This window comes from Bartonella sp. W8151 (assembly GCF_016100385.1).
GTDB lineage: Bacteria > Pseudomonadota > Alphaproteobacteria > Rhizobiales > Rhizobiaceae > Bartonella > Bartonella apis.
Genome location: NZ_JACFSO010000004.1, coordinates 44204 through 57041 on the forward strand (window position 1 = coordinate 44204; position 12838 = coordinate 57041).

Annotated in this window: 13 protein-coding genes; 7 read left to right on the forward strand and 6 right to left on the reverse strand. The window is 45.5% G+C overall.

Annotation, left to right across the window (positions count from 1 at the left end; translation table 11 throughout):
- Positions 1–7: 7 nt before the first annotated feature.
- The 6 genes from H3V14_RS08165 to H3V14_RS08190 all read right to left on the reverse strand — a co-directional run bounded on the left by H3V14_RS08165 (position 8) and on the right by H3V14_RS08190 (position 5841).
- A complete protein-coding gene (locus H3V14_RS08165) occupies positions 8–787 on the reverse strand; it encodes an amino acid ABC transporter ATP-binding protein (protein ID WP_198227925.1) in 780 nt (259 codons plus the stop codon).
- A gap of 25 nt (positions 788–812) precedes the next feature.
- Positions 813–2060, reverse strand: a complete 1248-nt coding sequence (locus H3V14_RS08170) for an FAD-binding oxidoreductase (protein ID WP_198227927.1) — start codon at positions 2058–2060, stop codon at positions 813–815.
- 39 nt (positions 2061–2099) lie between these two features.
- Positions 2100–2807, reverse strand: a complete 708-nt coding sequence (locus H3V14_RS08175) for an ABC transporter permease (protein ID WP_198228347.1) — start codon at positions 2805–2807, stop codon at positions 2100–2102.
- A complete protein-coding gene (locus tag H3V14_RS08180; RefSeq protein WP_198227929.1) occupies positions 2807–3526 on the reverse strand; it encodes an ABC transporter permease in 720 nt (239 codons plus the stop codon). Before H3V14_RS08180 ends, H3V14_RS08175 begins: the two co-directional genes overlap by 1 nt.
- A gap of 69 nt (positions 3527–3595) precedes the next feature.
- Positions 3596–4348 (reverse strand): transporter substrate-binding domain-containing protein, encoded by a 753-nt coding sequence (locus H3V14_RS08185; protein ID WP_198227931.1) that lies wholly within the window; start codon positions 4346–4348, stop codon positions 3596–3598.
- 569 nt (positions 4349–4917) lie between these two features.
- Positions 4918–5841: a LysR family transcriptional regulator gene (locus H3V14_RS08190; protein WP_198227933.1), complete on the reverse strand. Its 924-nt coding sequence runs from the start codon at positions 5839–5841 to the stop codon at positions 4918–4920.
- Positions 5842–5997: 156 nt separating this feature from the next.
- Between H3V14_RS08190 and H3V14_RS08195 the strand changes: the two genes are divergently transcribed.
- The 7 genes from H3V14_RS08195 (at position 5998) to H3V14_RS08225 (ending at position 12727) form a co-directional block, all read left to right on the forward strand.
- The gene (locus H3V14_RS08195; RefSeq protein WP_198227935.1) at positions 5998–7302 is read left to right on the forward strand and encodes an MFS transporter; all 1305 of its coding nucleotides are present in this window, start codon (positions 5998–6000) and stop codon (positions 7300–7302) included.
- A 51-nt stretch (positions 7303–7353) separates the two neighbouring features.
- Entirely contained in the window at positions 7354–8520 is a 1167-nt protein-coding gene (locus H3V14_RS08200; protein WP_198227937.1) for a M20 aminoacylase family protein, read from the forward strand.
- 525 nt (positions 8521–9045) lie between these two features.
- Complete coding sequence (locus H3V14_RS08205; RefSeq protein WP_198227939.1) at positions 9046–9840, forward strand: thymidylate synthase; 795 nt, start codon at positions 9046–9048, stop codon at positions 9838–9840.
- Positions 9840–10346, forward strand: a complete 507-nt coding sequence (locus H3V14_RS08210) for a dihydrofolate reductase (protein WP_075870813.1) — start codon at positions 9840–9842, stop codon at positions 10344–10346. Before H3V14_RS08205 ends, H3V14_RS08210 begins: the two co-directional genes overlap by 1 nt.
- Before the next feature lie 112 nt (positions 10347–10458).
- Positions 10459–11646 carry an FtsH protease activity modulator HflK gene (hflK, locus tag H3V14_RS08215; protein ID WP_075914352.1) on the forward strand — a complete coding sequence of 396 codons (1188 nt, stop codon included), beginning with the start codon at positions 10459–10461 and terminating at the stop codon, positions 11644–11646.
- A complete protein-coding gene (gene hflC / locus H3V14_RS08220; protein WP_075914353.1) occupies positions 11646–12542 on the forward strand; it encodes a protease modulator HflC in 897 nt (298 codons plus the stop codon). Before hflK ends, hflC begins: the two co-directional genes overlap by 1 nt.
- Positions 12542–12727 (forward strand): DUF2065 domain-containing protein, encoded by a 186-nt coding sequence (locus H3V14_RS08225; RefSeq protein WP_075870810.1) that lies wholly within the window; start codon positions 12542–12544, stop codon positions 12725–12727. Before hflC ends, H3V14_RS08225 begins: the two co-directional genes overlap by 1 nt.
- Positions 12728–12838 lie beyond the last annotated feature (111 nt).

Here is a 12838-nt window from a genome sequence, read left to right on the forward strand (position 1 = left end):
CAACTATTTAATGTTTTATTTTTGCGAGAAAATTTTTAGCCCTTTGATTATCAGGATTTGAAAAGAATTTATCGGGTGTTGTGTCCTCAAGAATCCTTCCATTCTCGAGAAAAAGAACACGTTCCGAAACTTCGCGCGCAAATCCCATTTCGTGTGTAACGCAAAGCATGGTCATTCCGGTTTCGGCAAGCTTTACAATGACATCGAGAACCTCTCCGACCATTTCCGGATCAAGAGCCGAGGTTGGTTCATCAAACAACATGACCTTGGGTTCCATGCAAAGAGCACGAGCAATCGCAACGCGTTGCTGCTGTCCACCGGATAATTGGGACGGGTATTTCTCGCTATGGGCCTCAATACCGACCTTGCTCAGATATTTGATTGCGCGCTCTTTAGCCTCATCCTTTGTCAGTCCTTGGACAGTCATGGGGGCAAGAATGCAATTTTGCATGACAGTCATATGGGGAAAGAGATTAAAATGCTGAAACACCATGCCAACTTCGCGGAGCACCTTTTTCTGCTCTTGTGGCGCTGCAGTCATGATATCGACGCCATAAATGCGGATGCTGCCTTGTTCGGGCACTTCGAGCTGGTTTATGCAGCGGATAAGGGTCGATTTACCGGAACCGGATGGCCCACATAAAACAATGCGTTCTCCCGCTTTAACGTCAAGGGAGATATTATGAAGGGCCTGAAATTCTCCATACCACTTGTTCAATTCTTCAATGACAATGACATGTTCATCAGATTTGGCTTTATCGTTGTTCTTGTGCTGAACTGCCGCCATTGCTGTTGTTCTCCGTTTCTGGTTCTCAAAACCGTGTTAGACTGAAAGCATCAGGAGATGTCAATGGTTGTTCACCCGCCATTATCTCGGCAAGTAATTTTCCACTAACTGCTCCAAGCGTCAATCCATGATGCGCATGGCCGAAATTGAGCCAAAGACCTTTGTGTGCGGGAGCTTTTCCGATAATCGGGCGCATGTCCGAAAGACACGGGCGTCCACCGAGCCAAGGTTCGGTCTCGACATATTCACCAAGCGGAAAAATGTTTTTGGCAATTTTTTCAGCCCTCTGTAGTTGTGTCCAATAAGGCGGGGCTTTCGGGCTTGCAAATTCGATTCCTGTCGTGAGCCGGATTCCTTGACGCATTGGCGCCAATACAAAACCGGCGACGGGGTCACATATCGAATGTTGAAGAACAGTCTTCTCGTCCACTTGGCGGAAGTGAATATGATAGCCACGCTTTACGGCAAAAGGAATATGACGATAGCCGAATTTGTTCAAAAACTGGATAGACTGGGGGCCAAGAGCAACAACAATTTCAGGCGCCCCGATTGATATGTCGTTATCGTTTATTTGCCAAAGTCCGTGATCATATTCGGTTTTCAAAGCATCGAGTGTCACGAAACTCCCACCTTGTTTGATGAAATAACGCGCATAAGCGGCGGTCAACCCGCCAGGGTCGTTGACAGTTTTCGGGTCAAGCCAATGAATACCGCCGACAAGCTGCGGACTGATAGACGGAACACGCCGGGTTAAAGCGTTCCGGTCGAGAACATCATAGTTGAGGTGAAAACGCTGAAGTGTAAAAAGATGGTTTTTCGCTTTATCAAAATCTTTATTTGTGCGGAATATCTCAAGCCAGCCCTTCGGCTCGATAAAAGAAGTAGCACCTGTTAATGCAGCTAAAAAATCATGTTCTTTGACGCTGTTTTCTATGAGTGGCAACAAAGCCAAAGTAGATTTTTCCAGATTCTTCGGTGACGATTGACGCCAGAACTTGAAAAGCCACGGTGCTATTTGCGGCAGGTAACTCCAGTCAAACCGGACATCGGTTTGATGATTGAACGCATAGGCGATGAGACGCGAAAATTCACGCGGAAAATGGTAAGGAATGACGCTTGATCTCTCGATCAGTCCCGCATTGCCGTAACTTGTCCCTTGTCCGGGGGCTTTTTTATCGACAAGGCAGACGTGATAACCTCTCAATTGTAGATGTAAACATGTGCACACGCCGACGATTCCGGCACCAAGCACGATAACATCAAATTTTTTCATTTGAACGTAATCCCGCAATCCTCTTTTATTTGGCTGATATTAACGCAGATGACGCGTCAGTCTACGTTCTGTCATGCCGATCAAACGTCGAACAATTTCAACGATAATCAGATAAAGTACAGCCGCCCAGATATAGACCTGAAAATCGAACGTCCGTGAATAGGCTAGTTTGGCAACGCCCATCAGATCATAGACCGTTACGAGAGATGCAACAGCACTGGCTTTGATCATAAGGATAAACTCGTTTCCCAAAGGACGTAACGCCATGATCATGGATTGCGGTAATATAACGCGGATGAAAGTGGTTTTCCGGCTAAGCCCCAATGCTTTGGCCGCTTCATATTGACCGGTGGGTACCGATTGCATGCTGCCGCGGAAAATTTCTGCCTGATAAGCAGAAGTATTCAGCGAGAAAATGAAGAGGCAGCACCACCACGAGCTTTGGAAAAACCACCACAAACCGACGCTTTTCCAAAAAGCACTGAACGAGCCGATGCCGTAATAGAATAGAAATAGTTGTGCAAGGAGCGGCGAACCACGGAAGAAATAGATGTAAATACGAGCCGGTAAACTTAGCCACGAATGTTTCGAGCGCCACGCAAATGTTATCATGATGCTCAAGAAAAAGCCGACAGTATAGGAAAGTGCCACGAGCTTTATAGTGACGAAAAAACCGCCAATAAATTTCATGCCGTAGCGGCTCAAAATATCCGGATTGATGATAAAATGCAGGAAATCTGGGATCATCATGCGGATGCCTTTTCATAACAGGCATTGGCACGTTTTTCCATATGACGAATAATGGAAGAAGAAACGGCCGAAAAGATAAGGTAGATGACGCAGGCAGTCGAATAGAAAAACATCGGTTGTTTTGTTGCTGCAACTGCAAGATTCGTCTGGCGCATCACATCAACGAGTGCAATTGTGGATACCAGGGACGTATCTTTAAGAAGTGTCAGCCAATTATTGGAAAGGCCGGGCAAGGCATTGCGTACGAGTTGCGGTAAAACCACGCGGAAAAATGTTGTCGTCGGCGAAAGACTTAAAGCTTTAGCAGCTTCATATTGGCCACTATCCAATACTTTGAAAGCTCCAAGCCAAACCTCGCAGGAGAAAGCGGCAAAAACCATTCCTAGTGCCAACACACCGGCAAAAAAAGCATTGACAGAAAAGTTTGCCTCGATGTCCAGATGAGCCATCAAAGATTGTACGAGGGTCTGCAATCCGTAATAGACAAGAAACAATGTCAATAATTCGGGCAATCCGCGGAATATTGCTGAAAATATTGTTGCAACGATCCGGAAAAACTTCACATCCGACTGAATCATAAGCGAGCAGATGAGACCGAGGGGAAGTCCCAAAGGTAGACAACAAAGCGCGAGTGACAACGTCACTCCCGCTCCGATAAGCATGACCATGCCCCAACCGCCACTGCCAAATGACAGCAATGACAAATATTCAATCATCAATGACCGCTCCGGTTATTCGTTATCAATAGCCGATAGAAAAAATTTCAAAACGATTCAACCGGTTAATTAATAAATATCGGATTGAAAATATTTTTTGGCAATTTTGTCATAGGTACCGTCGGCACGAATATCATCAATTGCCTTATTCAGACGATTTTTCAAATCATCCGAGTTTTTGCGAATAGCAATGGAAATAGGCTCTCTTGTGCCTTCAACTTCACCAAGAAGTTTGCAGCAATCCTTGCCGTCTTTTTCAAGCCAGGTGAGAAGCGGGAATTTATCATGGATGATCGCGTCGAGACGGTGATTGATTAAATCACTATTGGCTTCCTCAGGCGTAGGATAAAGCTTCAGATTGGTTCCCTCAGGAGCATAATTATCTTCAGCATAGATAGCCTGTGTTGTACCAGCCTGCGCACCAAGATTTTTATCGTTGAGAGATTGTGGACTTAGGTCCTTGATATCGGAATCCTTCGGAACAGCAACAGCGAGTGTTGTTGTATAATAGCGGTTTGTGAAATCGACTTTTTGTTTGCGTTCTTCGGTCGGAACCATTGAAGCAATAATGGCGTCATATTTTTTTGCCAGAAGTCCGGGGATGATTCCTTCCCAGTCTTGCGCTGTAACCGTGCACTCGACTTTCATTTTATCGCAAAGTGCATAGGCAATATCGACATCGAAACCATGAAGATTGTTATTGGAGTCAACGTAACTGAACGGCGGATAGGCTCCTTCGGTTGCGATACGCAAGTTTTCAGCATGTGCGGAAAAGCTCATCATAAGGCTTCCCAAAACGAGTCCAGCTGCAAGGATTTTCATGTTGTACTCCTATTTTATTTTCTGTTTGAATGGTTCCACCTTGATAGTCTTAACGCTAAGTTGTGAAAAAGGGCAATTTAAAAACATAAATCCACTGATATATCCTTCAAAACCATCATCTTTTTCTTTCGTGAAATGGCTATTTCTAAAGTTTTTTGCTTCTTCTAATTCTCCTAAAATTGTCATCAAGTAGAGATGATAAATGAGCTGGCAGAACATTCCTTTTGCACCGACAAATCGGAACGCCCAAAAATACTCGCAGCCTAAGTCGGGCGGTAATTGGCGATAAATGCAATCAAAGAGTCGTCATTGTGGTTAGAGCGTAGTTTTAAAAAGTAATGCTGACGCCTTAGCGCGTTGTCGTTGTAGGAACACTAATTAGGGTGGCGTTCTGTCAGGCGTGACTTTTGCCTGTTCCGTGATATCTCGCCTCATTGTGAAAAAGGCCGATATTTTTTAAGAGAGCATGGTGTAATGAAAAAGATATGTCACGAGTAGAAATTCGAGAAAATACTCTACAGTATTTCTCTGAAAGCAGCTATTAGATCTGCCGGGATCAAGTTCAACGATTATAGCGTTTTATTATGGTTTTGAATGTCTGAGCGGTTAAGGGAATTTTGCCGTTTTTTTACAAAATCGACCAAAAGTTGCAACGCTTCTTTTCTAATGGTTTTGCGGTAGACAAACTCGAAATCGTATTGCCCGGAAAGTGATGGATGCTCATCGAGCCGAATTCCGACTGGGCAATTATAGCGCGAAATACTGGAAATGAACGTATAGCCAAGTCCGCTTAAAACCATTCCCAGACATGCATTGAAATCGGTTGCACATGTAACAATGCGAGGCCGGAAATTGGCCTTACGACATTCGGCAAATAGAAAATCGTAGAATTCAGGTGACATTTCTCGCGGAAAAAATAAACATTTTTGCTGTTCGAGCGAGTGCAGGTCTTTTTTGTTTTTAAAAATATTATTTTCAAAATTGCAGGCAATCAAAAGCCGGCATTTGTCAAGAAAAATACCTTCTTTTGTCGTATCTGCCTTGAGGCGCCAGGCCATGAAACCGGCGTCAAGTGTTCCGTTGGTCAATCTTTCGGATTGACCAATAGCAAGCGTTGGTTCCAGAGAAAGATTTATGTCGGGATAGCACTTGCAAAAATCTCTGATAATTCCAACGACGATCGGATTCCATGTATAGGTAGGAGCAATGCCGATATGAAGCGTTTCCTTGATGCCGCTTGCTCTTTTGACATTTGTAATCGCAAGATTGAGTGCTTGTAAAATAGTTGAACTATCTTGCAAAAGTTGTTCACCGGCTTTGGTGAGTTCGATGCCTTTTTGACGTCTGATGAAAAGCCTCGCTCCCAGATGTCTTTCCAGTTCTTTGATCTGGCGGCTCAGCGCCGGTTGAACGATAAAGAGGTGTCTTGCTGCCTCGGAGATGCTGCCATATTGGGCAATCGCCTGAAAGTAGCGGATCTGTTTGATATCCAATATTGACTATCCCTTTTTATGAAATACTTACCCGATTAGCTTCGCAAAAATAAAAAGTCCATACCTTTTTGTTATGGTTCTTATCATAAAATAACAATCGAGGATTGTTTGCCTTTTCGTTACTCTACCTCAAGTATCCAGTTTCAAGGAGAATCCATGAAAAACGCCCAAGTTCAGGACGAACATTCGACAGGAAAAGAGACTAAAACCGTTTCGAGGAAAGTCATTATTGCTGCCGTTATGGGTGGCATGCTCGAATGGTATGATTTCGGTGCCTATGCACTTTTTGCCTATGTCATTTCCGACCAGTTTTTTCCGACCGGCAATGCAACGGTATCAATGCTACTCACCTTTATTACTTTTGCCATCGGCTTTTTGACCCGTCCGCTCGGCGCTATAGTTCTCGGTATCTATTCTGACAGAATTGGACGGAAATCGGCACTTTCGCTGACGATGATTCTGATGGCTATCGGCATGGGAATTATAGCAATATGCCCGACCTATGCTGAGATCGGCATATTCGCGCCGATCATTATTGTCATTGCCAGACTGATACAGGGCATCTCGGCGGGAGGGGAAATCGGTTCGGCATTATCGATTCTCGTTGAAACAGCACCGGCAAACAAACGGGGCCAATATGCTGCATGGCAACAGGTCAGTCAGACGGGTGCATTTCTTGTGGCTGGTATCATAGGCTGGGTAATTACAGCGTTTCTGCCGCGCGAAGATGTTGCACTTTGGGGCTGGCGCGTAGCATTTGCCTTTGGCATGCTGGTCGCTCCTGTGGGATTTTATGTTCGTCGACAAATTGACGAATCACCGGAATTTTTGGCCGAGCAGGGCAAAAGCATCAAAGAACATGTACCTTTTGCCATTTTGCTCAAAAATAGCTGGAAACCGTTATTGATAGGTATCGGCATTGTTATGATCTGGACGGTGACGAGCAAGACTGCAAGCTCCTTTATGGCAACTTATGCCATCAACAATTTGCATATGGCTTTAACGTCTCCTTATCTCGGTATGATCGTGGTGGGCGTTGTTTTATTGTTCTGTCCACTGGTTGGGACATGGTCGGATAAGATAGGACGGCGTCCGATTATGATTGGAGCGGCCATCGCCATTCTGATTTTTGCCTATCCGTCATTCTGGATATTATCTGCCTACCCGAACGTATGGGTGCTTATCGGTCAACAATTTTTTTATGCAGTTCTGATGGTGCTTTATACGGCTCCCGCTTCAGCGGCCTTATCGGAACTCTTCCCGACGGCTTTCCGGTCTTCGGGAATTGCACTTTCCTACAATATCGCGGTCACAATATTCGGTGGTTTTTCTGCAGCAATATCCACCGCTCTTATAGGCATGACGGGAGACAATCGTGCTATTGCCTATTATATCATGTTCGCTGCTTTTGTGAGTATCATTGCACTTTTATATTCTGGTAAAATATTGAAATTGAAATAGGAGAAAAATCCGGTGTGCCTCGCAAGAAAGGCACACCGGCTGTAATTGAAAATGATAGAAGATAGTCGTGAAGTTGCTGGTGCCATCAACGCTTATTTACCCGAGATGATGGAACTGAGGCATCAAATTCACTCCAATCCTGAAACCGGATTTGAAGAAAAGGCAACATCTGCCATCGTCAGCAAATTGTTGCAGGAATGGGGATATGATGTTTCGCACCTTGCCGGAACCGGCATTGTGGCAACTTTAAAAGCGGGAAATGGTACAAAAACATTGGGGTTACGTGCCGATATGGATGCTTTGCCCGTTAATGAACAAACAGGCTTGTCCTATGCGAGTAAAAATTCCGGAAAGATGCATGCCTGCGGTCATGACGGGCACACTTCAAGCCTATTGACGGCAGCCCGTTATCTGGCACGCACGAAACAGTTTTCCGGTACAGTCAATCTTATTTTTCAACCGGCCGAAGAGGGCTTAGGCGGAGCCCGGCGTATGGTCGAAGAGGGAATTTTTGAAAAATTTTCATGTGATGCTATCTTCGGTTACCACAATGTTCCGGGTGTACCTGCCGGAAATTTCTGCTTCATTGCGGGTGCTGCAACTGCGGCTTCGGATCGCGCACGGATTGTCGTCAAAGGAAAAAGCGGCCATGGCGCCCAGCCTGAAACAGCAATCGACCCGATTGTTGTCGGTGCTGCAATTGTCAGTTCATTGCAAACAATTGTTTCGCGTAATGTTACAGCGTTGAAGCCAGCTGTTGTGACCGTTGCAAGTTTCCATGCGGGTGAAGCTTACAATATCATTCCTGCAACGGCAGAATTGAAACTCACTATCAGAAGCTATGACGAAACAACGCGCAATCTTCTTGAAAAACGCGTAAGGGAAATTGCGGAATATCAGGCAAATGTCTTCGGGGCAAAATGTGAAATAGATTATTTCCACCTCAATCCTGCCTGCCAAAACAATAAAGAACTGACTGCTTTTGCCCGCAGTGTGGCCGAGGAGGCATTCGGTAAAGCTGCCATAGAAGACCGCTCGCAACCTTTCACGTTCAGTGAAGATTTTTCTTATATGCTGCAGAAAAAGCAGGGTTGTTATCTCTTTATCGGTAATGGCAATACTGCAAACCTTCACAGCGACCATTATAATTTTAATGACGACTTGTTGTTGCGGGCGAGTACCTTTTGGGTGCGTCTGGTTGAAAGTTATCTCTGCTAGAGCGAAAAGATTAGGTTGGTAGGCCCGTTTATTCAATGAGACCGGTCAAGTTTGTCACACCTTTTCTTGGAATTAATTAGAGACCCAAAAACTGTTCAAAATTTCGATTCCGACAGTTTCTTTCTAGCTACCGGAATCGAAAATAATGACGTGCCCGAACATTGCCGCCCGATTCCTGTCGAACGTGGTTATATCGGCAGTGGAAGCTCTAAAGCCGGAATTCTACGAAAGTCTGTTTTATCAGCGGATTTTTTTAAAGTCGTTAACTGCCTGATAATAGTTCTGAAAAAGCGTTTTGAATGAAGGTGTTATGGAACTTGTATGATTCATTGCTTGAAAATGCTTGAGGCCGCGAAACAGATTAATCGTTAACAATATTCACCATACAGTGGCAACGGAATTCAGCCGTTCCAAAACGGAAAAATACATTTCTCACTTCTCTGACGTGATTTATTGTTGAAAGAGGTAAGTTAGGGGAAGCGACGGCTATTTCCTTGATCGCAAAGAATCTGTTAATGAAAAGCCATGAAAAATTATCTCGACCTTTTATCTTATGTTCTAGAATATGGCGTTGACCGGTCCGATCGTACCGGAACGGGCACGCGTTCGATATTTGGCTACCAGATGCGGTTTGATCTATCCAAAGGCTTTCCGCTTTTGACCACGAAGAAGCTTCATGTTCGCTCGATCATCTATGAGCTGTTATGGTTTTTGCGTGGTGACACCAATATCAAATGGTTGAACGATCACGGCGTTTCTATCTGGAACGAGTGGGCTGATAAAAATGGTGATCTTGGGCCTGTTTACGGGTATCAGTGGCGGTCTTGGCCGGCTCCTGACGGGCGTCATATCGACCAGATTGCCAAAGTTGTCGACATGATCGCCAAAACACCTTATTCCCGTCGACTTATTGTTTCGGCGTGGAACCCCGCATTGGTTGATGAAATGGCCTTGCCGCCATGTCATTGCATGTTCCAGTTTTATGTTGCCGATGGAAAATTGTCGTGCCAGCTTTATCAACGGTCAGCAGACATATTTCTGGGAGTGCCTTTCAATATTGCCTCATATGCTTTGCTCACCATGATGATTGCACAAGTCACAGGATTGAAGGCCGGAGATTTTGTCCACACTTTTGGCGATGCCCATCTCTATTCCAACCATTTTGAACAGGCAAAGTTGCAACTAACACGTAAACCATTACCGTTGCCGACGATGAAACTCAATCCGGATGTCAAGGATCTGTTCGCATTTGAATATGAGGATTTTACACTCGAAAACTATGTAGCAGCCCCGCACATAAAAGCACCGGTGGCTGTATAATGACAACGATCAGTCTCATTGTTGCTGTTGCCGAAAATGGTGTTATCGGTCGTGATGGAACGATGCCATGGAGATTGTCGACCGATTTGAAGAGATTCAAATCGATTACCGTCGGTCATCCGGTTATTATGGGGCGAAAAACATGGGATTCTTTAAAAAAACCGCTGCCGGAACGGGCAAATATTATCATCACCCGTGACAAGTCTTTTTCGCGCGAGGGCGCGATTGTTGCCCACTCTTTTTCCGAAGCTCGAAAATTGGCTGAAGAAGAAGCAGTGAAAGCCGAAACGGATGAGATATTTGTTATTGGCGGTGGGGCAATTTTCAAAGAAGCATTGCCTTTCGCCGATCGTATGTATGTTACGGAAATATTGTCGTCAGTGGAGGGTGATACATTTTTTCCGCCTTTCAATCCGGAAAACTGGCGGGCATTATCCAGCGAAATGGTGCCGGAAGGGCTAAAAGACACATTTCCTACAAGATTTGTCGTTTATGAACGCCAATAAGCTTTAAAAAAAAGATAAAAGGTCGATCATTGCGTTGAAACGCGCTGTCGACATCCCTATAAAAGAGAAATTAAAAATATTGCGCAAGTGTTGCGTAGAGCAAGAGGTGATTATGCCCTGGAGCAATCAGAATGGCGGCGGCCCATGGGGAGGCGGCGGAAATAATGGTGGAAGCCCCTGGAGTAGTGGCGGAAACGATAACGGGAATAATAAAAATCCGTGGGGCAAAAAACCGCTCGGTTCGGGCGGCAATGGCGGCGGTAATAATGGTGGTAACGGTCCGGATATAGACGATATCTTGCGTAAAGGTCAGGATACGCTCAAGCAGTTCGGCGGTGGCGCTATCGTACTTGTTGTGATTATCGTCGCAATCATATTCTGGCTGTTCCAGTGTTTCTATATCGTCCAGCAAAATGAACAAGCCGTTGAACTGAGGTTCGGCGTACCGAAGCCCGGTATTATCAATGACGGTCTTCATTTCCATTTTTGGCCGATTGAAAATTATTTGAAAGTACCACTCACTGAAAAATCGATTGCCATTGGAGGTAAGCCCGGGCAGACACAACAGAGCGATGGTTTGATGTTATCAAGCGACCAGAATATCGTCTATGTCAATTTTTCTGTATATTATCGCATTTCCGATCCGAGCAAATATCTCTTCAATGTCAATGAACAGGAAGGCACTGTGCGCCAGGTTGCAGAAAGTGCCATGCGCGAAGTTATCGGACGCCGCCCGGTTGATGATGTTCTGCGTGACAAGAAAGAGGAAGTCGCCGATAACGTGAAAAAGATTATCCAGTCAACAGCCGATAAATATCAAGTTGGTGTACAAATCAATCGTGTTTCTATAAGTGAGGCCGCTCCGCCGACGAAAGTTGCTGCAGCCTTCAATTCAGTCCAGCAGGCTGAACAGGAACGTGGACGTATGATCGAAGAGGGTAATCGCGTACGGTTCAAGAAATTGGGGCAGGCCAATGGTGAGGCCTCGAAAGCACGCGAAGTAGCCAAGGGCGAAAAAGCCCAGATGATTGAAGAGGCAAAGGGGCGTGCAGAACGTTTTGAAGCGATCTCGCACGAGGCAGCTGTAGCTCCCGAGGCCAGCCGGTACCGTCTCTATATGGAAACAATAGGGAACATTCTCAATGCACCGGATAAACTGGTGCTTGACCAGAAGAACGGTGGACCCGTTTCCTATTTGCCTTTGAGCGAATTGATGTCGGTTCAAAATCGGTCTTCAACAACTTCCACGGCGGCAAAGCCAACCCAATCTGGCTCTGATACCACAGGAGGGCAGCAATAATGCAGCAGAACCGTTTTTTCATTGTCCTTGGTGTCATTATTGTTGTGCTGCTAGCGATCTGGATGTCGGTATTTATCGTTTATCCTCGTCAGCAGATTGCAGTTAAACGTTTCGGGCAAATTGTCAGAGTCGAACAGGAACCGGGGCTCTATTTCAAAACACCTTTTATCGATCAGACTGTGATTATCGATAATCGTCTGTTGCGCTATGACGTTCCCACGCAATCAGTGCAAGTTCGCGGTGGGGCCTATTATGAGGTCGATGCATTTTTCATCTATCGGATAACCGATCCGAAATTGTTTTTGCAGCGCATCAGCTCGGGTCGTCCACAAGTTGCCGCAGAAGAAAACCTTGCGCCACGCTTCATTGATGCTTTGCGGGCCGTTTATGGAAAGCGCGAATTCAAAGCTGCCCTGTCGGATGAACGCGGAGCCATGATGGAAGAGGTTCAGCAGCAGTTTTCGGCTGACGCCGGTTCACTTGGCATTACCATTGTTGATGTCAGAATCCGGAAAACCGATTTGACAGATGCTGTGTCGGAAGACGTCTATCGTCAGATGGCAGCCGAACGTGAGGCAGCAGCAGAGAATATTCGCGCTCGTGGCCAGCAGGAACGGGATCGCATTGTTGCCGAAGCCAATCGCGAATACGAAGAAATCGTTGCAGCGGCCAAGCGTGATGCCGAGATTACCCGCGGTGAAGGACAGGCCGAAAGCATTCGGCTCTTGCTGGAAGCCAGAAAAACCAATCCGTCATTTTATGATTTCTGGTTGGCAATGGAAAATTATAAGAAGTTGAAATCGACGCCGATGGTCATCTCGCCTAATGAGGATTTCTTCTATTATTTCCACAATCCGCTAGCTACCGGTAAAGCAGTTTCACCGGCGAATAATTGATGAGCCTGTTTTTTACCGCGATCGGTCTTGTCCTTTTTATTGAGGGACTTGTTTATGCAGGCTTTCCGGCATTGGTAAAAAAGATGGCGTCACAAATACATGTGACGCCTGAACATGTTTTACGGGCGAGCGGTTTTTGCGCAATGGTTATCGGTTTGATCATTGTGTGGCTTTCGCATTCGTAAATGATAGGGTAAAACTTCGACATTGTGAAAAGGGGTAAAGTTTGGCCAGCTTCGAATTCTGCCGTTTCCCTTTGCAATGAAATGTTCTAAACCGTTTGATAACTTGGTTAT